Source organism: Collinsella sp. LCP19S3_H3, from assembly GCF_052119145.1.
Taxonomy (GTDB): domain Bacteria; phylum Actinomycetota; class Coriobacteriia; order Coriobacteriales; family Coriobacteriaceae; genus Collinsella.
On the sequence record NZ_JBQKFW010000007.1, the window covers coordinates 87,199 to 111,315 of the forward strand.

A 24,117-nucleotide genomic window follows, 5' to 3' on the forward strand; every position below is an offset into this window, starting at 1 on the left:
ACCCGCGACCTGCCTCGACCAAAAAATCTCGGCCTGTAACAACTAGCCGGCATAATTGGGTCAACCTGTTACAGAATGAGACAAACAGAATTGTTCCGGGAAACCGTCTCAATCTGTAACATCTAGGCCCAATTTGGCCCTCCTCCTGTTACAGATCGAGACAAACGACCGGCCAGACAGCCCCAGCACAAAGAAAGGCTCCCCTCTCGCTCAGCGGACGAGAGGGGAGCCTTATATGTGACTACGGCAAAAGGATGGCAAAACCGCAGTCGCCCAAAAGGAGGGTCTGATTGAATCGGGCCTAGATAAGGTTCTTGCCAGAGACCTTATCGAAAAGGTGGGTCGCATTCTTCTCGAACTTGAACCAGATGGGGTCGCCGGCCTTGAGCGAACCCCTGGCCTCGAGGTCGACGACAGGGATGATCAGGACAAACTGGCCGTCGGGAGACGTCACATGAACGTGCTCGGTCGAACCCATGAGCTCGGTGACCTCGATGGTGCCCTGAAGCGCACCCTCCTCGCCCTTGTCGGCAAGCAGAATCTGCTCGGGACGAACGCCGGCCGTGATCTCCTTCATGTCCTCGCCGTCCCAGTTAAGCGCAAGCTGAGCGCAGGTCTCGGGGGCCAGCGCGACATTCATGTCGTCGGTCTTGACGGTAAAGCCCTCGCCCGAGCGCACCAGCTGGGCATCGAAGAAGTTCATCTGCGGCACGCCGATGAAGCCGGCGACAAAGATGTTCGCGGGATGGTTGAAGACCTCCTGCGGCGTGGCGATCTGCTGAACAACGCCGTCCTTCATGACCACGATGCGGTCGCCGAGGGTCATAGCCTCGGTCTGGTCGTGGGTAACATAGATGAATGTACCTTTGATCTCGTGGCGAAGCTTAATGAGCTCGGCACGCATCTGGTTACGAAGCTTGGCGTCCAGGTTGGACAGCGGCTCGTCCATCAGGAATACCTTGGGGTCACGCACGATGGCGCGGCCGATGGCAACGCGCTGACGCTGGCCGCCCGAAAGCGCCTTAGGCTTACGGTCGAGGTACTCGGTGATACCCAAAATCTCGGCAGCGGAGCGAACCTTGCGGTCAATCTCGTCTTTGGGGACCTTCTTGAGCTCAAGCGTAAACGCCATGTTCTCGTACACCGTCATGTTGGGGTACAGAGCGTAGCTCTGGAACACCATGGCAATGTCACGGTCCTTGGGTGCCACGTCGTTGACGCGCTTGCCGTCGATGAGCACGTCGCCCGAGGTAATGTCCTCCAGGCCGGCAACCATGCGCATCGTCGTGGACTTACCGCAGCCAGAGGGACCAACGAGGACGATAAACTCCTGGTCGTGGACAGTGAGGTTGAAGTCCTCTACAGCGAGCACGCCATCCTCGGTAACCTTGAGGTTGTGCTTCTTCTCCTCGGTCTTCTTCTTTTTGCCAAAGAAGCCCTTCTTTTTGGACTCGTTGTTGGGATACACCTTCTGAACATGTTTGAGAACGATCTCGGCCATGTCTCTACCTTTCGATACGCGGCGCCACGCTGAGGGGCGCCGCAGAAACTTGCAAAACAGTTACGGCATCAGCCCTTGACGGCACCTGCCACCACGCCGTCGATGATGTACTTCTGGCAGAGGATGTACATGAGGACGATGGGGACAACGACCATCATGATACAGGCCATCATGGGGCCGAGCTCGACGTGACCGTAGCCGCCGCGGAAGTACTGGATCAAGATAGGAATGGTCTTGTACTTGGTGGAGTCGAGGGTGAGGTAGGGCAGCAGATAGTCGTTCCAGACCCACATGGTCTCGAGAATGCCGACCGAAAGATAGGTGGGCTTCATGATGGGAAGGACGATCTTAAAGAACACCTGGACCGGGTTGCAGCCGTCGATCATGGCCGCCTCCTCGATCTCGAGCGGGATGTTCTTTACAAAGCCGGCGAACATAAAGACCGCTAGGCCCGCGCCAAATCCAAGGTAAATAAAGCAGATGTTGAACGGCGTGTTGAAGCCGATGCGGTCCGCCAAATTGGACAGCGTGAACATGAGCATCTGGAACGGTACGACCATCGAGAACACGAACAGGTAATAGAAGAAGTTCGAGATCTTGCTGTTGACGCGCACCACATACCAAGCGCACATGGAGCAGCACACCAAGATCAGCACGACCGACGTGACCGTGATGATGAGCGAGTACATAAACGCCGAGGCAAAGCCCTGCTCGTTAAGGGCGTGCACGTAGTTTGCAAGGCCGTTGAACGTCTCGGGCGTGAGCAGATCGAATGCCGTGGTGGTGCTGATTGCGGTCCCTTTCTTAAAGGAATTGAGCGCAATCATGAACACGGGGTAAATCCATGCGAGCGACAGGATCGTAAAGAAAATCGAGAGCGCACGGTTGATAGCCTTATCGCGTTTCATTACTGCTGCACCTCCTTGGACCTCGTGGCCTTAAGCTGGATCATGGAAATAGCGACGACCAGGATGCAGAAGATAACCGCCTTGGCCTGACCGATGCCCTGCCATGCGATGCCAGCACGCGAATAGAACGTGTTGTAGATGTTCAGGGCGAGCATCTCGGTGGAGTGCGCCGGGGCGCCACCGGTAAGGGCGAGGTTCTGGTCGAACAGTTTAAAGCCGTTGGTGATGGACAGGAACAGGCAGATGGTGATCGTCGGCATCAGGTTGGGGATCTTAACCTTCCAAAACGTCTGCCATGCCGTAGCGCCGTCGACCTTGGCGGCCTCGATGTAGTCGGACGGAATGGACTGCAGACCGGCGATGTAGATGATCATCATGTAGCCGACCTGCTGCCACAGGGTCAGGATGATAAGGCCCCAGAAGCCAGCAGCAGAGTTAAGGGCGATAAGGTCGGCACCGATGTTGGAGAGCAGGCAGTTGATCAGAATCTGCCAAATGTAGCCCAGCACGATGCCGCCGATCAGGTTAGGCATGAAGAAGATCGTACGGAAGATGTTGGTGCCCTTGAGCGCCTTGCGGGTGAGCGCCTGCGCGATGGCGAGGGCGATCACGTTGATGAGCACCGTCGACAGGAAAGCAAACGCCACCGTAAAGAAGAACGACGTGGCAAACTGCGGATCGGACAGTGCACGCACGTAGTTCTCGATACCGACGAAGTGCGTGTTGTTAATGGTAATAAACTGGCAGAACGAGAGATAGAAACCCTGGATAAAGGGGATCACGAACCCGATCATAAACGCCAGGCACGTGGGCAGCATAAAGAGCGGCCACCAGCGCTTGAGTGCTTTGCCCATAGAAGGGTCCTTTCAATATGCAGGGAGCGGGCAAACCGACGTCTGCCCGCCCCCTGTCGCTAATCAGATAGCTTGGGCAGCAACTGCTTACTCGGAAGCAGCCTTCTCGGTCTTCCAGCCATCGACGAAGGCGTTCTTGACGCCGTCCCACTTGGTGTTATCGGCAGCATAGGCAATCAGAGCCTGCTTGAGGTTCTTCTTCCACTCCTCAGAGGGGATGTAAACGAAGTCCCAAGCGACGGTCTTCTTGCCGTCCTTAGCCATGGCAACAGCCTGCTGCGAGAAGACGTTGGTGGTGTCCTTGGCGCTCTTGAACGGGGCAGTCAGACCCATCTTGTCAGCGATGATGCTGGTGGCAGTCTCAGAAGTGACGCACCAATACATGAAGTCCTCGGTAGCCTTCTGGGCATCCTCGGAAGCCTGGGAGCTCACGCACCAGTAGTTCTCGCCGCCGGAGCACAGGCCCTGGTTCTCCTCGCCGTCGACACCGATGTAGATGGGCATCATGCCAATCTGATCGTCGGTCATACCGGCCTTGATGAGGTCGGCGTAGGCCCAAGAGCCGTTCTGATAGAAGACGGCCTTGCCGGTTGCGAACTCGTTGGAGGCGTCGTCGCCGGTCTTGGAGGCAAGCTGCGAAGGATCGCAGGTGGAGTCGGTGATGTACAGGTCGAAGATCTGCTTAAAGTTGTCGAGATACTCGCCCTTAATCTCGTCATCCTCCTGGTTGTGCTCCTTCTCGAACTCGTAGTAGAGCGGGAGGTTGGCGAGGTGGGTGGTGTAGCGCCAGCTGGAGGAGTCATCCATGCCGGCGGAAGTGAAGGCACCGTCAACGCCAAGCTCGTCCTTGCGGGCCTGAATGTCATCGGCGCAAGCCTTCAGCTTGTCAAAGGAGTTGATGTCCTCGGCCTTGTAGCCAGCCTTCTCGAGGAGCTCCTTGTTGTAAATGATGCCGTAGCTCTCCTGGACCCAGTCGATACCTAGATCCTTGCCGTCGGACTGCAGAGCCAGGGAGTCGTCGACGAGCTCACCGCGGACCTTGGTATCGGACAGGTCGGCGCAGTAGTCCTTCCAGTTCTTAAGACCGGTGGGGCCGTTGACCTGGAACAGGGTAGGAGCGGAGCTCTTGGACATCTCGGACTTGAGCTTCTCCTCGTAGGTGTTAGAGGCGGCGGTCACGATCTTGACCTCGACGCCCTTCTCCTCCTTGTATGCCTTGGCGATCTCCTTCCACTCCTTGTCGACCTCGGGCTTGAATTGGAGGAAGTAGACCTCGGCAGCGTCACCAGAAGCAGAGGAGCCGGAGCCGGCGGAGCCACCGCAGCCCACGAGACCCAGGCCAAAGACCGTGGCCGCGGAGCCAGCGAAGCCCAGGAACTGCCTTCTGCTCATTTCGTTCTTCATTACAATCCACCCTTTCACACCGTGGCGGCACCCTTTGCCGCCGCCTTCGGAGATTGGTTCGGGGACTTTGCCCCTTTTTCTGATTTGTACAATACGCTATTTGGCCAGTTGTTTGAACAAGTATTACTAGAGCGGTAGAAAAACTTCGGTGAACGGTTCTTGATACATTCGTACTTGACAAATATTGTCTAAACAATTAAAGCGCCCCGTACGGCCGATATCCCATCGACCGCGCGGGGCACTTCATATCGAAACGCAAGCTTATGCGTCTGTTACCTATCGCTTGGAATTGACGCGGTAATGGAAGATCTCGGGGTGTGTGCGAGCATGCGTCACCTCAAACAAGATGCCATCCGATGTGTACGACTGACTCTCCATGACGGCAACGCAGTTGTATTTGCCGAGGTCAAGATAGCTGCAGTCTTCATCGTTGGCGAGCTCGACACTCACCGTACGGCGACTCGCCATCACTTTGATGCCGCGCTTGTGCTCCAGATAGTCGTAGATAGATTCTGCCGCGATCTCGGGGGTCAGACCCTTGGCGATCGACTCCAAAAAGTAGCCATGGTCCACTTGGCGCGCGCTGCCGTTGAGGCTTCGGACACGCACTACGCGAATCAGCTCCTCGCCCACCTTAAAGCCCAGGCGACGAGAGAGCTGCTCGGTGCAGACCAGATGTTCAAAGGACTTAACGTCCGTCGATGCAACGGCATTGTTGCGCTTTGCAAATTCGCCAAACGACTCGACTTCCTCGAGCGCGCCCAGCATGTCGGTTTCGCCCTTGAGCCAAATAACGCGTACGCCCTTGCCGTGTATGGGCTGAACAAACATCTCGTCGGCCAGCATGCTCAAAGCGCGGCGGACGGTATTGCGCGTGCAGTCGAACTCTGCGGTCAGCTCGGCTTCGGTTGGCAGCATCTCCTGAAACGCATAGGTCCCGTTAATGATGCGCGAACGGATCTCGCGGTAGATTCCTTCGTAAATCGCTTTTGGCATGGCTTCACCTCTACATCTTCTTGCTGGCTAGGCACGATAGCATTTCTTGGGGTTGTTTAAACCGATTATCGGTAAAGCGACAGTATTGTAACCGTTGGCGGCTTCTGTCGTGCCCAAATCGGTCTCGTTCAAAACTGCCGACACGACAATCGTCTGGTCCTCTACAATGAATCCATTGTTTAAACGTTTCACCACCTGCAACGCACCTCGATGTTCGGGAGGCAGAACATGCTGCAGAAAATCCAACGCTTTGGCGGGGCAATGTTCGCGCCCGCCATGCTGTTTTCCATATCGGGCCTTATGGTCGGCGTCTCCGCCCTCGCAACGTCTGCGGACATCGTCGGCGACCTCGCCGTATACGGAACCCCTTGGTATATTTTTTGGGCTATCATCCAGCGCGGCTCGTGGACGGTCTTTAAACGCCTCCCACTGCTTTTTGCCGTAGCGCTGCCCATCGGCCTTGCCCAAAAGCAACCGGCGCGCTGCTGCTTCGAGGCACTCGTGGCCTATTTTGCCTATTGCTTCTTTTTGAGCGAGATCATTAAGCTGAGCGGTGACAACCTTGGACTTAAGTACCCGTCGTCTTTGACCTCCGCCAGCGGCATCACCGTCATCGACGGCATCAAGACGCTCGACACCGGCATTATCGGCCCGCTGGCGGTATCGGCCACCGTCGTCGCCATCCATGACCGCTTCTACGATGCCAAGGTTCCCGATTGGCTCGGTACTTTCTCGGGCTCCTCGTTGGTCTACCTCATTAGCTTTTTTGCCGTATTCGCCCTTGCCGCTATCTCGGCCGCCATCGTGCCCATCGTATACGCAATGACCGAAACACTGCGCCATGCACTTACGGGCGTCGGTCCCTTCGGCGTGGGCGCCTTCGTGTTTTTAGAGCGAGCACTCGAGCCCGTGGGGCTGCATCACCTGCTCTACATGCCAATCTACTACGACAATTTGGTTATTACCGATGGCATCTACGCCACGTGGACCAACTTGCTTCCCATCCTCTCGCACAGCACGCGCCCCCTCAACGAGCTAGCGCCCTGGGCTGGTTTCACCGCCACCGGTTGGGTCAAGCTCTTTGGTCTTCCCGCCATCGCCGTAGCGTTCTACACCACGGCCAAGCCCGAACGCCGTGCCAGCCTCAAGACCATCCTTCTGCCCGCCATCGTCGCCTCGATGGTCTGCGGCGTCACCGAGCCGCTCGAGTTTCTCTTTATGTTCACCTATCCCGGACTCTTTTTGCTCTACGCCGTCCTATCCTCCTGCCTTGCCATGGCCATGAACTTCTTTGGCGTCGTCGGCATCTTCTCGGGTGGCCTTATGGAGATGGCTGCCTTCAACTTTATCCCGCTCATGCGGACGCATGCCGGCTCCTACCTTTTGGCACTCGGAATCGGACTCGTCTTTAGCGTCATCTTCTTTCTGAGCTTTCGAGGTCTTATCCTGACCTTTGACCTTAAAACCCCGGGACGCGAGGACTACATTGCCAGCAACACGGCGCTCTCGCGCTTGACGGGAAACGACGTTGACGAAAAGCGCTTATCCGAAGCCGGCGCTTCCGACTGCCAGGCATCACAAGATCGTCTGCTCGCCGAGCAGGTTGTGACGCTTCTGGGCGGCGTCTCCAACATTGTGGGCGCAACCAACTGCGCCACGCGGCTGCGCGTCGAAGTCGCGGACCCTTCTATCGTCGCGGACAACGCAACCTTTGTCGCAGCGGGCGCCAAAGGCCTCATCGTCACCGGCAAGACCGCCCAGGTAATCATCGGCGTCTCGGTCCCCCGCGTCAAAGAGCACTTTGATCAGATTATGGGACTCGAACCGGATTTTGCATTTGCCACCCCGCTTTCTCATGCCGCCGATGACGCCAAAAAGCATGGCAATATCTGCTTCTTCGACATCGACGGTACGCTTGCCTGGCAAGATCCCAAACTTGCCCAAGAGCTCCCCGAGGGCGAGCGAGACCTTTCCCCCTATCCCAACGAAACGGTTGCACAGGCAATTCGCACGTTTGTCGCCAACGGCAACAAAGCCTTTATCTGCACGGGGCGCACCCTCAGCTGCATCCATCCCAAGCTGCTCGAGCTGCCGTGGGCGGGCATCGTATGTCTCGCGGGCGGCTACGCCGAACTCGAGGGGCGCATCGTACGAAATGCGGCCATAAACCCCGGTCTGCTACAGCGCCTCGCCCCCTATCTCGAACAATCGGGTGAGGTCATTCGCTTTGAGGGCATCGATCGCGTCGTGCGCATGAGCGCAGATGCCCCCGAGACGTACGGATACGCGCGCACCGTGGGCGACGCCGTCACGCAACTCAAGCACTACAACGCTTATAAAATTCTTATGTCCACACCGCTCGCCAACCGCATCGCCCAAGATGAAGAGCTTGGGCCTCTGCTCTGCCTCAACGAGCTCGAACTCGAGGTCACGGAAATCTCGCCTCGCGAGTGCACCAAACGGGCCGGAATCAAGGCCGTGCTTGACGCCCTGGGGCCAGATCACGGCACTGTGTACGGCATCGGCGACGCAAGCAACGACATCGCCCTCATGGAGGCGGTCGATGTTGGCGTCGCCATGGGCAACGCGCCGGACTTCCTCAAGGAAAAGGCCGACTACGTCACCGACAGCTTCGACCACGACGGCGTCGTCACCGCGCTCGAGCACTTTGGACTTATCTAGCCGCGCCTCTTGCCGCATTTGCGACAACATGGCTCAATCGTCTTCAACCGCCGCGCTCGATGCCCTAATGTGGCAATATGTTGTCTGCATAACGCAACGATGCAACCTAAGAAAGAATGCGAGAACCCGTGTCCAGTCCGTTTACCAGCTTTTTAGCCCAGCATTTTGACCAGATTAACGACTATCTGGCCACGTTCTTTGACGGACAGGCGACCTCTGCCGATATCGAGCGCTACCTGTATGGCCCGCTCTCGGCATTTACGGCCAATGCCGGCAAGCGCCACCGCCCGCTCATCTGCATGCTCGCCGCCACCGCAGTAGGCGGCAGCTTTGAGAGCGCCCGAAGCGCGGCGGCGGCCATCGAGCACTTTCAGTCGGGAGCACTTATCCATGACGACATCGCCGACAACGGCCAGCTGCGCCGCGGCAATCCCTGTATGCACCTTACCGAGGGTACGGGACTTGCCATCAACTGCGGCGACCTAGCGCTCACCATGGTTACCAAGACGGTTCTCGACGACCCCACGCTCGAGGCAGACGTGAAGCTCCGCGTGCTCCACGAGCTCACCGAAATGATCGTTCGCACCATCGAGGGTCAGGCGCTCGACCTGGGCTGGGTCCGCGATGGGCGCTTTGACATCTCGGTCGACGATTATCTGGACATGGCGACGCACAAGACCGCGTACTACAGCGGAGCCACGCCACTTGCCGCCGGAGCCATTATCGGTGGCGGCAGCGAAGACCAGATTGAGGCGCTGCGTGCCTTTGGCCTGCACACGGGCCTTGCCTTTCAGATCCAAGATGATCTGCTCAACCTTATTGGCACCAAGGAGGCCGCCAACAAGGACTTCCGCACCGATATCACAGAGGGCAAGCGCACGCTCGTCGCCGTGCATGCCCTGTCAGACGAGCGTTATCACGACGAAGTCGAGGCGATCCTTTCCTCGGGCACCGAGGACCCCGCGCAACTCGCACGCGCCGTGGAGATCTTCCAGCAGACCGGCTCTGTCGATTTCGCCCACACTTACGCACTCAACCTGACTGCCAAGGCCAAGGCCGCTATCGAAGGTGTCGAGCTCGATCCGCATGCACGCGAGCTGTTCGACTCCATGGCAGATTTCTTTGTGGAGCGCCTTAACTAGCGGGGGTTATAAAACCTGTCAGCAGCGCATTTGGGTACAACTTGCTACACTGTTGAGTGCATGTTTATGCAACCCTTTGCGTTGTCTATCCGACACACGCTCAAATAGTACGAATGGTACGCCGAAAGGGGTTCGTTCATGGAACCTATCACAACGGGCATGCAGGGAGCAGCCGTCGAGGACGTCCAGTCCCGCCTTCTGCAGCTCGGCTATACAATCGATGACGCCGAGGTCGCCGACAAGCGCTTTGGCACCACCACCGAGCAGGCTGTTGGCACCTTTAGGCTCGACAGCGGCCTTGCCGCTGGCTACGCCGTCGATATCCCCTGTTGGAGCGCCCTGGTAGACGCCTCGTATAAGCTGGGCGACCGCACGCTTTATCTGCGCATGCCCAATTTCCATGGTGCCGACGTTCGTGCCCTGCAGAGGGCACTCAACGTTTTGGGTTTTGCCTGCGGTGAGGACGACGGCTACTTTGGCCCGCACACCGAGGCGGCCTTGCAGCAATTCCAAGAAAATGTCGGCCTGTTTGCCGACGGCATGGCATTCCAGGATACCTACGCCTATATCAACCGTCTGCATCACGTGTGGGAGGGCAAACCCTCGGTTACCGAGGCCGAGTCGCGCATCGGCTTTGCCCGCGCCGCCAACGTGCTCGAGCGCTTCCAGATTGCCGTCATCGGTGAGGACCCCATCGCACGCAGCGTTGCATCGCGCATGTGGAACATCGCCACGGCGACGACCGACAACAGCGGCATGATGCTTTGCGATTCCGAGGTTCCGACCGATGTGGACCTGGTACTCGAGATCGCAAGCGATGGGCTGCCCGCAGATGCAGCGCCGCGCGCCACGATTGCCCTTGCCGAATGTCACAACCTGGCGCAGCGCATCCGCACTGCCAATATCGCCGCGCAACAAAAGCCTGCACGTATCCGCATTGAGCTCACGGGCATGACGCGCTACAACGGAACCTTCACCGCAAGCGACGCCCAGACACTCGCCGTACGCCTGCTCGATGGCGTTTGCGATGCCCTCGCAGATTAGGTAAACTAGACGAGCTGCTTTTGGGCAGCACCACACATTGGGACGTAGTTCAACGGTAGAACTCCGGTTTTTGGTGCCGGCTGTTGGGGGTTCGAATCCCTCCGTCCCAGCCAAGGTAACTGAGCGCCCCGGGCTTTCATCAGCCCGGGGCGCTTTCTTGTGGGCATGCGGAGGGATCCGAACCCGCAAGGGTGCGGAGCTGAGGAAACGCGAAGCGTTTTCCAGCGCAGCACGCAAGGAGCGGAGCGACGCAGCGGGGCGCGGCCGCCGGAAGGCGGATGCGGAATCCCTCCGTCCCAGCCAAGGCAACTGAGCGCCCCGGGCTTTCATCAGCCCGAGGCGCTTTCTTGTGGGCATGCGGAGGGATTCGAACCCGCAAGGGTGCGGAGCTGAGGAAACGCGAAGCGTTTTCCAGCGCAGCACGCAAGGAGCGGAGCGACGCAGCGGGGCGCGGCCGCCGGAAGGCGGACGCGGAATCCCTCCGTCCCATATCAACAACGGGCTCTCCGTATCTCAACCGGCACTTGGGGACGTTCCCAAAGTGCCGGCACTAAAGGAACGTCCCCAAGTGCCGGCTCATCCACCCTCAAAAGACAGACGCCCCAAGCCCGAAAGGACCAAGAGCGCCTTACATCAAGAAATATCAGCCCCGTTCCGAAAAACGAGCCGCCATCTACAAAATGGCGCGTGGCCCCGGCGGGCCGGGCATTAAGTTTGTCGCGAGTTCCGCACGCAAAGAAGGCCACTTAATGTGGCCTTCTTCTTGCGCAGGACTGTAGAGCAGCAAACTTAATGCCCGGCCCGCCGGGGCCACGCGTCCCTAATTGTTCAGCATGCGGTCGAAGCTTCCCGAGTCGCCATCCCGATAGTCGGCGGTCATCAGAATCTCCTGCGGAATGCGACCTCCCTCGCGCAGCACATTGCGGAACTGCACGCGCGTGACCATAGGCAGATCCTTGATCGTCGCCGCCAAATTCTGCGGCACACCCTGATTGGCAGCCGCAGGCTCGCACTCGCCGCCAGCTTTCACGCGACGCTTGTGCTCGGCGAGCATGGCACGATACATGCCGGCATGCAAGCGAATCTCAACCACATTGGCATTGCGGGCCTGCTCGACGATGCGCGCACCCTCTCGATCGATGTCGCCCACGTAGTAGACATAGTTATAGCGATAGCCGATCTCGGCCAGATAATCATCCAGTGCGTGCGAGACGCTCGCCTTGCAGCCACCGCCAAAGATCACGCCACCCACCTTGGTGCCAAAAAGCTTAGCGTGCTTGCGGCCGCGCAGGAGCTTGACGATCTCGTCATAGGTGTCCAGGTTCTCGACCATAATGAACGGCTTGTCGGCGCCCAGCGTAAAGAAGCCCGTAAAGTGCACGGGGCGGTTGGGGGCGACCTTAATCGCCTGCATGCTGATGCCCTTTTCGGTCATACGCCGAATCAGGCGCTCGCCGTGTTTGCCGTCAAAGGCCTTCTCATCGTTAAAAATCTGGTAGGCGCGCTGGCGACGCGAAGCGACCGGCGTGTCGGCACCGCGATTCTGCTCAATCCAAGCCTGGATGATCGCAATCTCCTCGGCAATCTTGCGGTTGGACATCTCGTTGTGCTGAGTGCGCTGCGAAACCTTTTTGCCGTCCTTGCCCTCAACCTTAACGATTTGAGTCTGTTGCTCCTTAATATTGGAGAGTGCAGCAGGTGTGGGAACGACCTTGAGCAGCTGCCTGCCCAGGACACGGGCCAGAGCAAACGCCGAAACCTCGCCATGAGCGGTCGACTCAGGCTGCTGGGCGGTCGCATCGTTTGCAGTCGGTTTGGGCTGCGTCTGGGATTTGCACTTGGAATCTGTCCGAGTATTGCGCTCTTGCTTTGGCGCGGACGAGCCCTTTTGCGAACGCTCAGGCTTGCCCCCCTTTACTGGCTGGCGCTTGGGCTGCTCCGCCGGGATCTCAGCCTTCGCATCCTTGTTTTGCCCCGCTGCCTGCTCGGCCACGGATTCGGTATTTGAGCCACGGCCGCCACGGTGACGACGACGGCGAGGCTTGCTCGAAGCGCTCTCCTCCGCTTTCTCGCCCGCTTTCTCGCCCGCTTTCTCGCCCGCAGACTGCTGGCCTCGGGGCTCGACATCGCCCGCAGGCCGCGGCTCAACAGGCTTCTGCTCACGGACCATCGGCTCGGCAGCCTTCTCAGCCTTCTCCGCTGGTGCAGCGGGAGCCTGGTCGGTCTTTTCTTGACGCCTTGCGGGATACGCACGACCCATAAAGCCGCGTCCGGGACGGCATGAACCCGGAGCCTTCTTGACGGGCTCCTCGGGTGCACCAGCAGCCTCGACGGACTCCTGAACGTCGCACACAACGCCTCCCTGCTCGGCCTTAAAGTGAGCACCGCGGCGACGCTTAGGCTCCTGGACCTCAGCGGCGCACTGCGACTCGGTAACAGCCTCATCCTCGACGGGCTCGACATCCGTCGCATCCTTTTGAGCCACAGCGCGACGGAAGCGCTCCTGCTGGGCACGGCGCTGCGCATCGCGTTTACCGCCCCCGCCAAAACCGCCGCGGCCCGCCTTGGCCGTAAAGGCGCGAACGACGCTCTCGTCAAGCAGCTCATCGGTGTCGACGTTCTCGCGCGGAGCCGTTTCCACCGCAGCAGGCGCCTCGACAACGTCCTCGACGGCCTCTTCGGCAGCCTCGGCAGGCTGCTCCTGGACATCGCGAATCTCGGCATTAATGGTATAGAACGCTGGGCGCCCGTTAATGCCGCTGCCCTCGATCTTGGTAACGATCTTTGCCGCGATAAGTTCATCGCGCATCGCCTTGGTGTCACATTCCTTATCGACGGAACGGAAAATCTGTGCCAGCGCGCTCGACTTGATCTTGAGCGCCTTGCGGCAGAGCAGGTCGTAGGCAACCAGCTTGGCACGCTCGGCAGAAAGCGACGTCTGGCTGCTCAGACGCTCAGCCAGGGCATCGACGTTGTTTTGGTTATCGGAATATACCGTCTTGGCCACGGGGCCCCTTTCATATGTACACATATACGTCTATATGGTACAACGCACGCCCCTATCCACGCAAAACATCTGCGAGAACACCCGGGCACACTAGCTTTTGCATGGAAAAAGGCCGAGTCCGCGCAGTTGCGGACCCGGCCTTTCCGAGTCTTATAGATGTGACGTTCAATCCCTTAGGTCGATTAGGCCTTGGCGGCCTCGGCGCCTGCGGGAGCCTCGGCAGCAGCAGCGCGACCATACTCGGCCTTGCCCATCTCGGACCACTCGGGCTCCTCGTCGGGCATGGAACCGGCCTCCTTGCCGAAGAACTCCTTGAGGCAGTTGACGGCAACGATGAGGCCCAGGACCATCAGCAGGACGGCAAAGACGAGCTGCAGGCCCTTGGTGGCGGCGACGGAGACGGCGGCCGTGGTGGCGGTAGCCGGGATGGTACCGAAGAAGCCGTAGGCCTGGACGGCGGTCATGCAGCCCATGGCGCTCTGGACCAGCGAGGTAAAGGTGCAGCAGAGCAGGAAGGCGACGGGCACGTAGAGCATCCAGCCCTTGCGACCGGTGCACTTGCAGAACACGGCAAGGGTGATCATGGTCATGCCGCCGAGCAGCTGGTTGGAAGCACCAAAAAGCGGCCAGATGTTGGCATAGCCGCCAAAGGCGAGGGCGAGGCCGGGGAGGAGGGTGACAACCGTGGCGAACCAGGGGTTGCCGAGGACCTTCATGTAACCGGCCTTGGACTCGATGGCCAGGGCGTCGTTGGTCTGGGCAAAGAACTCGGAGAACGAGGTGCGGGCGATGCGGGCGACGGCGTCGAGCGAGGTCAGGGCCAGAGCGGAGACGTTCATGGTCATAAAGACGGTAGCGAGCGTGCCGTCAACGCCGAAGGCCTGCATACCGCGAGAAATGCCAGCAGCGAAGATCTGGAACGGGGTGGAAGCGACGCCGGCGTTGAGGGCGCCGGTACCGGCAGTGTTCATGTCGGAGAACATGATGCCGGCGACGATGATGGCGAGGATGCCGACGAAGGACTCGACGATCATGGCGCCATAACCGACCGTGACGGCGTCCTGCTCCTTCTCGACCTGCTTGGAAGAGGTGCCCGAAGAAACGAGGCTGTGGAAACCGGAGAGAGCGCCGCAGGCAACGGAGACAAACAGGACCGGGAACATCATGCCCGAGGTATTGCTAAAGCCGGTGAAAACCGGAGCGGTGATGGTGGCCTGGCCGTTAACGCCCAGGACGACGATGCCGAGGACAGCACAGACAATCATGACGATCATCATGATGGAAGTGAGGTAGTCGCGAGGGGTCTTGAGCATCTGGATGGGCATGGCACCGGCAAAGACCAGGTAGACCATGACGACGGCGAACCACTGGAACTTGTCCAGGTAAACCGGGAACTGCATACCGACGGCGAACATGAGGACCATGAGCACCACGCCGGTGACGAACTCGGCAGCGCCGGTGAGGTTGAACTTCTTCTGAGCCCAACCAAAGGCCATGGCGACGAAGGTGAACAGGATGGAGATGGTGCCAGCGCAGCCAGCGGCATAGGACTTGGTGAAGTCGATGGCACCGGTGGCAGCGCCAGAGGCGTCAACGACCGGGGTGAACATGAACGTCTTGCAGACCATGTCGGTAAAAGCGGCGATGACGATGATGCAGAACAGCCAGCAGAACAGCAGGAACAGGCGACGGCCGGTCTTGCCGATGTACTTCTCGATGAGCTGAGCCAAGGACTTGCCGTTGTTCTTCATCGAAGCGTACAGGGCGCCAAAGTCGTGAACGGCGCCAAAGAAGATGCCGCCGACGAGGACCCAGAGCACGACGGGCAGCCAGCCGAAGGCCATGGCGACGATCGTACCCGTAACAGGGCCAGCACCGCAGATCGAGCTGAACTGATGCGAGAACGCGGTGAAGGCTGAGACGGGCGAGAAGCTCTTGCCGTCCTTCATGCGCTTGGCAGGCGTGAGGGCCTCTTTATCAACGCCCCACTTGTTAGCCAGCCAGCGGCCGTAGCCCAGATAGCCGCAGGCGAGCACCGCCGCGGCCACAACCATGAGCAAAACTCCGTTCATTACATTTCCTCCTCTAAAAAGAACTTCCTAGACATAAAAAATGAGGGCCGTCGGTTGCGCTCGACGGCCCTCATCTTCATCAGCCGCCCGTTATCGTACGGGCTAGCTGTATGTGCTAACCCGCATCAGATAATTACTACGCTGATAATGTTTAGCTGATGCGTGAACATGTCTAAGAAATCCTCTTCAATCATGATGCGAACAATCCGTGCGTGTTCACATCCCCCAGTGGATGAAAAGGAGTATGAAACTTTAGTTGCCTAAAGTCAACGCAAATATGTAATGGATTTTCAACTTTATTTGAATTTCTCGGTATAAAACGTCACTGACCTCGGACTTTACCCCACGACAGTTTTTGCTTGAGAGATGCTCCTCGGGGGCGGGGCGGGCGCCTGCCGCCATATATGAACTTTCCTGCTCGGGCAGTCCTGCTCACGACGGAGGCCACATTAAGTGGCCTCCTGTTCGTGCGGAACTCGCGATAAAGTTCATATATGGCGGCAGGCGCCCGCCCCGCCCCCGAGGAGTTCCCATCCCAAATCTCAACTCTGTTATCATAATTACGATAATATTCTGATAGCTCAGGAGGTAGCTGTGAATATTAGGCCAGTCTCAGATCTTAGAAATCACTACCCGGATGTTGAACGCGAAGTCGAACAGGAGGGTCCGGTTTTTCTAACTAAAAACGGGCGGGGCTCTATGGTCGTCATGAGCTTTGAGCAGTACAAGTCACTGTGCAATACAATCGAGAGCGCACTTGATGCCGCTGATCGTCAGGCCGCCAGCATGCAACTTCGCTATACACACGACGATGTCTTTGGCTCTGTCAGAAAAATGCTCGACGGCGGTCTCGATGAACAGGCACTATAAGCTCCGCTATCTTCCCCTATTTTGGGAGGACCTCAGCCAAGCAGCGTCATATATCGCCTTTGATCTCAATAACCCCGCTGCAGCAAATAGGCTTGTCGACAATGTTGAAGCAGGCATACTCGAGCATCTCAAGAATCCAACCATGTCACCAACATACCCTTCGACAAGAAGACGGTCGCACCCGTATTACCGTTTCTACGTTGGCAACTACATGGTTTTTTATGTCGTCATCGACGACGTCATGGAAGTCCGCCGACTGCTATATAAAAGCCGAGATATTGAGTCGATTATCAGGTAGGTTTCTCTCAGCTAAAGCACGCCGTAAATTCGACGCAGGCTGGCTAACCTTGCCGGACGTTGTCGACGCCGAACCAGCTCAGTAGCTGCATCGATACAGAAAGGTTCCCGACCGGAGGGGCCGGATATAAGGTTTATCGCGAGTTCCGCACGCAAAGAAGGCCACTTAATGTGGCCTTCGTCTTGCGCAGGACTGTAGAGCAGGAAACCTTATATCCGGCCCCTCCGGTCGGGAACCGCGCCCATACGACTACAGCGTCATGTTTGGATCGGCGTCGACGTCGAACGGCGAGATTTCACCTCGGTCGAATTTGCGGCGAGCGACCTCCGCAATCATGGCGGCGTTGTCAGTACAGGCCGAGAGAGGCGGCACCGTTACGCGAATCCCCTGACGCCCGAGTTTCTTAATCATCATCTCGCGCAGATGCGGGTTGGCCGAGACGCCGCCGCCGATGCAATACTCCTTGCACCCGGTGGCGTGCAGGGCGTTCTTGGCCTTCTTGTACTGCACGTCAAAGACCGCCGCCTCAAACGAAGCCGCCAGGTCGGGCAGGTGGATCGTTCGGCCGGCTTTGGTCTCCTGCTCGATGTATAACGTCACCGCCGTCTTGAGGCCCGAAAGCGAGAAGCGGTAGTCTCCCCTGCTGTTAAGCGCACGGGGAAAATCGATCGCGCGGGGATTGCCCGTCTCGGCGAGCTTGGAGATGATGGGGCCGCCGGGATAGCCCAGGCCCAGCGCCTTGGCAACCTTGTCGAAGGCTTCGCCCACGGCGTCGTCCAGCGTCTCGCCAAGTACCTCGTAGTCGCCCCATGCCTTTACGTGCACGAGCATGGTGTGCCCACCCGAGACAAGCGTAAAGATAAACGGCGGCTTAAGGTCGGGCTGCGCCAGCAGGTTGGCGAACAGGTGACCCTCCAGATGATTGACGCACACGAGCGGTTTACCGGCAGCATACGCAAAGCCCTTGGCAAAGGCGACGCCCACCACCAGGGCACCCACCAGGCCCGGGCCTTGCGTCACACCCACGGCGGCAAGCTCACTTGGCGCAATCGCTCCACCCTCAAGGCCAAGCGATACCGCGGCATCTTCAAGCGCCGCATCTACGACACTCACAATCACCTCGACATGCTTGCGCGAGGCGATCTCGGGCACCACGCCGCCAAAGCGAGCATGAAAATCAATCTGCGTCGACACCTGGTTGGCCAGCATATTGCCGTCCGCATCGATAATCGCAACAGCCGTCTCGTCGCAAGAGCTCTCGATGGCAAGAACTAGGCGACGGCGCTCGATTTCGGCACGCTCCTCGGCGGTGCGCTCGGGCTCAGGCAGCGGCCAGACGCGCTGCTCGGCAGCCGTTGGCTCGGGCGAGGCATTGTCGAGAGGAAGCACCAGGGGCAGCGACGCCGTCATGACGATGGCATCCTTGCCGACGCCGTAGTAGCCACGGCGACGACCCGCCTCGGTAAAGCCCAAGGCGCTATAGAGCGCAATCGCACCCTCGTTGCCGTCCTCAACCTCAAGCGAAGCAGTGGTGCAGCCGAGCATCTGGGCGTCATAGCTCACGTGCGACAGCAGCTTGCGGGCAATGCCCTCGCGACGATGAGCAGGATCAACTGCGACGTCCATAATCTGAACGTCACCGTCGACGACCATGCCGCCGGCAAGCCCCAGCAGCTGACCGTCGTCGTGCGCCACCCACCAGCTACGCGGTGCGGCAACGCCCTCGCCCAGCTCGGACAGGAACATGCCCGGCGTCCATGCCTCGTGTCCGGCGCCTTCAAAGCAGGCGGCCTCCAATGCGCTCGCGCCCTCGGCATCCGCCGCGCCCATGGGACGGAACTGCAGATGGCGACCGGCGAGCTCGTCGGCAACACCCGTAATCTCGCTCTGGGCGCTCTCGGCAAGCCCAAGGCGCTTACGCTCATTTTCCTCGGCATCCGAAAGACGCGTGTAGATCGGCAAAACGCGAGCCGGATTACCGTCGCCCGCGGCGTGCGCCATCAGAAGGCCCTCGCCCGAGGGCCACCACAGGTCTCGCTCCACGCAGCGCGCAGTCTCGTCCTCACTCAGCAGCTTGCCATAACGTACGAGACCGTCACCAGTCAGCTTAACCTGGCTCCAGTCCGCGGCCTGGCGCCACTCATCAAGCGCCACGGCGGCTTTGACCACGTGTTCGCGCTCAAACAGACGCTCGGGACCTTCGTCCCCCAGCACGTACAGAGCCGGATACACCTCGCCACGCATGGCGTCGGCAAGAACACCAAGCTTGCCGCGCACGCCAGCCTTCCACGCCGTCCAGGCGCAAGCGTCAAGTGTCGACACGCCCAGCAACGGCACGTTGGCACCGCGCGCCAGACCCTTAGCGGTCGAGATGCCAATGCGAACGCCCGTAAACGAACCCGGGCCGCGTCCAACCACATAACAGCCGACATCGCCGCGATTCAGCCCGGCCTGCGCCAACACGTCATCGACGGTATTCACAAGTTCCACGTTGGCATGGCGACGACACAGATGGTCCCCGCTCACCAGCTTCGCCTCGCCCGTCTGCTCATCAATCCAGCTTGCCGCGCAGGCAAGCATGTCGGTCGAAGTATCGAGCGCCACTACCAGCGCGTTGTCGTTATGCAAGCTCATCTTGTACAGCCTTATCAATCAAATCGAAAAGCTCCGTCGCGCGCTCGCCGTGCGCCTCGAGCGCGATCGTTCGCACGTCGCTATCGTCCTCATCGCGCCTAAGCGTCACCGAGAGATACTCATCCGTCAGCTCGTCCTGAAACTGCTCGCCCCATTCCAACAGGCAAGCGCCCTCATAGCCGAGCACGTCAAAAATGCCCGTATCCTCGAGCTCGTAGGCATGCTCCAAGCGGTACAGATCAAAATGGAACAGCGGAATACGCCCCTGGTCGTGAACGGCCATGAGCGCGAACGTAGGACTCGTGACCATATGCTCATCGCCCAAGCCGCGCGAGACGCCCTTGGTAAAGTGGGTCTTTCCCACGCCCAAGCCGCCGGTCAGTATCAGCACATCGCCATTTTCTAGACACGGTGCAACCAACTCGCCAAATTGCTCCGTATCGGCAGTACGAGCCGTTTTGTAGGTACCTAGCCCCAGGCGCTCCAGGGACATATACGCTCCTTATTATTCCGAGGCGCCCTCTGGCGCGGGGTGTCGCACCAGATAGTCGCCCAGCATCTTAAAGTCTTCCTCCAGCAACTCCTGCCACGCCGGATTGCGCAGCGCCGCCGCGGGATGAAACGTCGGCATCACCACAAAGTGCCCCATCTGATGGAACCTGCCGCGCAGCTTGGTAATGCCAATCTCGGTCTTGAGCACAAAGTGCGTTGCGGGATTGCCGAGCGTCACGATGATATCGGGCCAGATGCTTCGAATCTGCTCGCGCAAAAACGGTGAGCAAGCAAGCACTTCCTCGGGACGCGGATTGCGGTTTCCCGGCGGGCGACATTTAAGCACATTGGCGATATAGACATCTTCACGCTTAAGGCCCGCCAGGGACAGAATGCCGTTGAGGTCTTCACCCGCCGCCCCCACAAAGGGCTCGCCCTGTAAATCCTCGTTACGGCCCGGCGCTTCACCAATAAACATCACGCGAGCGCGGGGGTTTCCCACCCCAAACACGATATTGTGGCGCGACTGGTAAAGCTGGCAAAGGTGGCAATCACCCAGGACGGCCTCGATCTCCTCGAGTGCAACTTCGCGCGGCGCCTGATGGCTATGGCCGGGGATGTGCATAACGCCCATAGCGGCTCCTACACGTAGACCTTGTCGAGACGCATGCCAAAGCCGCAGGCGACCTCGTAGTTAATCGTGCCGCGCAGGCGCGCCATCTCATCCATGGTAATCTCGGCATCGCCATCGCGACCGATAATTATCATCTCGTCGCCATGTTCGGCCTCGGGAATCTCGTGAGCCGGGTTGGACTGAATGGCAACCATAAACTGATCCATGCAGATATTTCCGACCTGACGCACGCGCTCACCGCGATACAGCACGTCCATACGATTGGAAAGCGTGCGCGAAAGGCCGTCGGCATATCCGATCGGCAGCGTGCAGATCTGAACGCGTGTGCGCGGTACGCGGTAGGTAAAACCGTAGCCTACGCCCTCGCCCATCGCAGGATGCGCCACGCGCGTCACGCGCGCATGAACGCTCATAACGGGATCAAGCTGCATCACGCGGCCGCTCAGCTCGCACGGCTGCATGCCATACAAGCCAACGCCAGCGCGAATCATATCAAAATGCATCGAGGGGTCGAGCATCGAGGACGGCGTGTTGGCACAGTGCACGATACCGCACTCAAAACCCGCATCCTTAATGGCCTGAACGGCCTCGGTAAAGCGCTGGCACTGCAGCTTGTAGTCCCAACCCGATGGTTCGTCGGCCGTGGCAAAGTGCGTAAATACGCCGTCGCACTGAATACCGCGATGGAAATTAATACCGCGGACAAAGTCGAGCACCTGCGTGTAGTGAACGCCGATGCGGTTCATACCCGTCTCGATGGCAAGATGATACTTGCCCACCTTGCCCGCCGCGACGGCACATTCGCCATACGCAAGAGCAAAATCGGACGTATAGACCGAGGGCATGATATCGAACTCGAGCAATGAAGGAATAGCCTCGATGGGAGGCTCGCTTAGAATCAGGATGGGTTTGGTGATTCCGCCCTGGCGCAACTCAATACCCTCGCTGACCGTCGCCACGGCAAACATGTCGGCACCGGCCGAATACATGATCTTGGCGCACTCGACGGCTCCATGACCATAAGCATCGGCTTTAACCACGCAGCACAGGCGCTGACGCGGATCTAGCAAGTTCTTATAGGCCCTCGTATTGCGGCGGAGCGCCCCGCGGTCGATCTCGACCCAGGACCAACGCGTCAAATCGGCTTTATTCATGATTAGTCATCCGACCCTTCGTCCATGATTCCCAGATCATCGAGCGCATCCTTTGCCGCCAATTCCATGGCGGGACCGATCAAGTCGATAAGATCGGTCGCGATAACGCTCTTCTCGCCATACTCCGTCGCCGCAGCAAAGCCGGCATAGCTGTGGAGTGCGACGGCATACGAGTACAGCAGCTCCCAACGGTCCATATCGTCACGCATGGTCGCAAGCGTTCCTGCAAGGATACCTGCGAGGACATCACCCGAGCCAGCGGTCGCCAACGACGCTGGGCCCGAAAGCGGCAGCAGCACGCGCTCGACGCCGCAAATGGCCGTCGTCGGGCCCTTAGCGATAACAACGAGATTATCGGAACCGGCAGCCCAGACAATCTTTTGAGCAGCGGCAATCGCAGTGCCAAGATCATTGACCTCGTCGCCGGCAACGAGACGCGAAAGCTCGCGATAATGCGGCGTCATAACGAGCGGCTGCTCGCGACGGTACATCTCGGGATTACTGTCGATGCCGTCGATTGCAATCTTGGCAAGGCAGTTGAGCGCATCTGCATCTAGGATAAGCGGCACATCGAGCTCAAGCAGGCCCGAAACGACTTGCATCGATCCGGCAGACGTCGTCATGCCAGGCCCGCACACAACGCAGCTGTACTTCTTAGCAATCTCGCACACTGTCATACGCGCAGCGGCACCAAAAGATCCACGGGAATCAGACGGAATGGCGAAAACGGGAATCGACGGGAGCGCCATACGAATAAGGTTGGCGCACGCATCGGGCGTCGCAACGGCCACATAACCGGCACCAGCACGAGCGGCAGACTTTGCGGCCATGATGGCGGCACCAGGATATTGTGCCGACCCGGCAACGATGAGCGCAGAGCCGCGCGAATACTTATCGATATTCGTGGGCAGCGGGGCAAAGTAGTCCACCAGATCACCGGGCTCAACGATCTCGGCAGCATGATCGACATCATCGATGACTTCGTCGAGGCGGTCGTACAGACCGCCACACACCAGGTCGCCTGCATACTCCGGACCGTCAGCGCTGTAGAGGCCGATCTTAGGGGCAATCATCGTCACGGTACGCTCGGCACGGATGCAGTCATCATCCACAACGCCCGTCTCGGCATTCAGGCCCGAGGGAACATCGATAGAAACAACGTGATCGGCGCACTCGTTAACCGTAGGAATCCAAATAGAAAACGGCGCACGAAGGTTGCCGTGAAAACCGGTACCAAAAATAGCATCGACCACGACATCCGCTTTGTTAATGAGAACCTCTAGCTCGTCTCGCGAAGGCCCAACGCACACATGAACGTCGCGACCGGCGGTGCGACGGGCAACGTGACGAGCAAGGGCAGCAGGAATCTCATCCGGCTCAACTGGAGAAACGATATCAACATCAACGCCCTTATGGGTCAGGATATCCGCAGCGACCCAACCATCACCGCCGTTATTGCCAAAGCCGACCAGCACAAGAACGCGATCAGGGTTGAGCTTTAAAATCTCGTTGGCGGCAAATTCACCTGCCAACTCCATGAGCTCGGCCTTCGAGGTGCCCTCGCGCTCGATGATATCCTCGAGGCGAACGACTTCCTCGGTACTCAAAACCGGTTTCATCTATGCTCCTTGCGTATCTTGCGGATCATCGATCAAATGCTCCGACAAAGCAGATTGTTGCAGCTGTTCAAGCTCATCCAATACAGAACGAGCCTCTTTAAATGTCTGGGCAACGCGCTCCTTGGTGCTCATTTTTTCTTCCTTAGGCTTAGGTCGAGCATCCTCGGTGATCGCGATGGCATTAGCGACAGCCAAGTCACCCGTAAGGGTAATAGAAAGAGCAACCTCGACAACACCCAAATCCTGGGCGATTTCGAGAGCGCGACCAGAAAGCAGAGCCTTTGGCTTGCCGAGCCTATCGCGTGTTACGGAAACGTCCTTACGTCCAACGCCCTGACTAAACCCCGTTCCAAGTGCCTTAAGTACCGCTTCGCGAGAGGCAAAGCGGCTGGCATAATGAGCGGCAGGGCGAGACGACGCATCGCAATACGCACGCTCTTCATCGGTAAACACGCGCCGGGCAAACGAGGGCGTCTTCTCAAGGATTGATTTCATTCGGGAAATCTCGACGATATCAACGCCGATACCAGCTTCAGCCATGTTCACCTCCATGCTACACAGACTACGATATTGTAGCCCGTTCAAAGAAGATGCGACAAACGAGGGTTATAAAACACAGCTACTATGTGAGACAAATTGCCTAAGAAACGAAAAAGGGGGAGGCCGCGAGGCCTCCCCCTTCTCAGTCCAAGCGCACGGCTCGGTGCCGTCCACCGGTCAGCGGCGCCCTGGCCTCCCACGGGCTGGCCCCGCAGTACTCTCGGCGCGATGGGGCTTAGCTTCCGGGTTCGGAACGGGACCGGGCG

General features: G+C 58.7%; 18 protein-coding genes, 1 tRNA gene and 1 rRNA gene. 6 read left to right on the plus strand and 14 right to left on the minus strand.

The annotated features are described in order from the left end of the window. Window positions 1-301: 301 nt before the first annotated feature. The 5 genes from ACTQZF_RS05365 to ACTQZF_RS05385 form a co-directional block, all read right to left on the minus strand. Window positions 302-1,501, minus strand: coding sequence for an ABC transporter ATP-binding protein (locus ACTQZF_RS05365; protein WP_154515138.1), 1,200 nt, complete (start codon window positions 1,499-1,501; stop codon window positions 302-304). 68 nt (window positions 1,502-1,569) lie between these two features. Then, window positions 1,570-2,409: a carbohydrate ABC transporter permease gene (locus ACTQZF_RS05370; protein WP_154515140.1), complete on the minus strand. Its 840-nt coding sequence runs from the start codon at window positions 2,407-2,409 to the stop codon at window positions 1,570-1,572. Continuing rightward, window positions 2,409-3,263: a carbohydrate ABC transporter permease gene (locus ACTQZF_RS05375; RefSeq protein ID WP_152073297.1), complete on the minus strand. Its 855-nt coding sequence runs from the start codon at window positions 3,261-3,263 to the stop codon at window positions 2,409-2,411. Before ACTQZF_RS05375 ends, ACTQZF_RS05370 begins: the two co-directional genes overlap by 1 nt. An 87-nt stretch (window positions 3,264-3,350) precedes the next feature. Further along, window positions 3,351-4,667 carry an ABC transporter substrate-binding protein gene (locus tag ACTQZF_RS05380; protein WP_154515142.1) on the minus strand — a complete coding sequence of 439 codons (1,317 nt, stop codon included), beginning with the start codon at window positions 4,665-4,667 and terminating at the stop codon, window positions 3,351-3,353. 276 nt (window positions 4,668-4,943) lie between these two features. Further along, window positions 4,944-5,663: a GntR family transcriptional regulator gene (locus tag ACTQZF_RS05385; RefSeq protein ID WP_441042438.1), complete on the minus strand. Its 720-nt coding sequence runs from the start codon at window positions 5,661-5,663 to the stop codon at window positions 4,944-4,946. Between the two features lie 228 nt (window positions 5,664-5,891). On the opposite strand from ACTQZF_RS05385, the gene ACTQZF_RS05390 reads away from it, so the two are divergent. From ACTQZF_RS05390 to ACTQZF_RS05405, 4 genes are all read left to right on the plus strand, one after another. Further along, window positions 5,892-8,345: a PTS transporter subunit EIIC gene (locus tag ACTQZF_RS05390; protein WP_441554733.1), complete on the plus strand. Its 2,454-nt coding sequence runs from the start codon at window positions 5,892-5,894 to the stop codon at window positions 8,343-8,345. A 128-nt stretch (window positions 8,346-8,473) separates the two neighbouring features. Continuing rightward, window positions 8,474-9,487, plus strand: coding sequence for a polyprenyl synthetase family protein (locus tag ACTQZF_RS05395; protein WP_441554734.1), 1,014 nt, complete (start codon window positions 8,474-8,476; stop codon window positions 9,485-9,487). 138 nt (window positions 9,488-9,625) lie between these two features. After that, entirely contained in the window at window positions 9,626-10,531 is a 906-nt protein-coding gene (locus ACTQZF_RS05400) for a peptidoglycan-binding domain-containing protein (RefSeq protein WP_441038911.1), read from the plus strand. A gap of 38 nt (window positions 10,532-10,569) precedes the next feature. After that, window positions 10,570-10,644: transfer RNA gene (locus tag ACTQZF_RS05405), tRNA-Gln, on the plus strand. Between the two features lie 707 nt (window positions 10,645-11,351). On the opposite strand, the gene ACTQZF_RS05410 is transcribed toward ACTQZF_RS05405, so the two are convergent. Both ACTQZF_RS05410 and ACTQZF_RS05415 read right to left on the minus strand, forming a co-directional pair. Continuing rightward, entirely contained in the window at window positions 11,352-13,538 is a 2,187-nt protein-coding gene (locus ACTQZF_RS05410; protein ID WP_441554735.1) for a hypothetical protein, read from the minus strand. A gap of 182 nt (window positions 13,539-13,720) precedes the next feature. Further along, a complete protein-coding gene (locus ACTQZF_RS05415; protein ID WP_441554736.1) occupies window positions 13,721-15,610 on the minus strand; it encodes a carbon starvation CstA family protein in 1,890 nt (629 codons plus the stop codon). Window positions 15,611-16,204: 594 nt separating this feature from the next. On the opposite strand from ACTQZF_RS05415, the gene ACTQZF_RS05420 reads away from it, so the two are divergent. Both ACTQZF_RS05420 and ACTQZF_RS05425 read left to right on the plus strand, forming a co-directional pair. Beyond that, window positions 16,205-16,480, plus strand: a complete 276-nt coding sequence (locus ACTQZF_RS05420) for a type II toxin-antitoxin system prevent-host-death family antitoxin (RefSeq protein WP_370450553.1) — start codon at window positions 16,205-16,207, stop codon at window positions 16,478-16,480. After that, on the plus strand, window positions 16,464-16,778 hold the full coding sequence (locus tag ACTQZF_RS05425) for a type II toxin-antitoxin system RelE/ParE family toxin (protein ID WP_441064486.1): 315 nt from the start codon (window positions 16,464-16,466) through the stop codon (window positions 16,776-16,778). The genes ACTQZF_RS05420 and ACTQZF_RS05425 overlap by 17 nt, the downstream gene beginning before the upstream one ends. Before the next feature lie 249 nt (window positions 16,779-17,027). Here the strand turns inward: ACTQZF_RS05425 and tsaD are convergent, their stop codons facing one another. The 7 genes from tsaD to rrf all read right to left on the minus strand — a co-directional run. After that, a complete protein-coding gene (gene tsaD, locus ACTQZF_RS05430) occupies window positions 17,028-19,412 on the minus strand; it encodes a tRNA (adenosine(37)-N6)-threonylcarbamoyltransferase complex transferase subunit TsaD (protein ID WP_427728954.1) in 2,385 nt (794 codons plus the stop codon). Further along, window positions 19,399-19,905: a tRNA (adenosine(37)-N6)-threonylcarbamoyltransferase complex ATPase subunit type 1 TsaE gene (tsaE, locus tag ACTQZF_RS05435; RefSeq protein ID WP_154515158.1), complete on the minus strand. Its 507-nt coding sequence runs from the start codon at window positions 19,903-19,905 to the stop codon at window positions 19,399-19,401. Before tsaE ends, tsaD begins: the two co-directional genes overlap by 14 nt. Window positions 19,906-19,917: 12 nt before the next feature. Continuing rightward, complete coding sequence (locus ACTQZF_RS05440; protein ID WP_427794390.1) at window positions 19,918-20,538, minus strand: uracil-DNA glycosylase; 621 nt, start codon at window positions 20,536-20,538, stop codon at window positions 19,918-19,920. Between the two features lie 8 nt (window positions 20,539-20,546). Next, window positions 20,547-21,692 carry an alanine racemase gene (gene alr, locus ACTQZF_RS05445; RefSeq protein WP_154515162.1) on the minus strand — a complete coding sequence of 382 codons (1,146 nt, stop codon included), beginning with the start codon at window positions 21,690-21,692 and terminating at the stop codon, window positions 20,547-20,549. Between the two features lie 2 nt (window positions 21,693-21,694). After that, a complete protein-coding gene (locus ACTQZF_RS05450; protein ID WP_441554737.1) occupies window positions 21,695-23,311 on the minus strand; it encodes an NAD(P)H-hydrate dehydratase in 1,617 nt (538 codons plus the stop codon). Continuing rightward, complete coding sequence (acpS, locus tag ACTQZF_RS05455; protein ID WP_427728961.1) at window positions 23,312-23,851, minus strand: holo-ACP synthase; 540 nt, start codon at window positions 23,849-23,851, stop codon at window positions 23,312-23,314. 175 nt (window positions 23,852-24,026) lie between these two features. Further along, window positions 24,027-24,117 (minus strand): 5S ribosomal RNA (gene rrf / locus ACTQZF_RS05460); the annotation flags it as partial.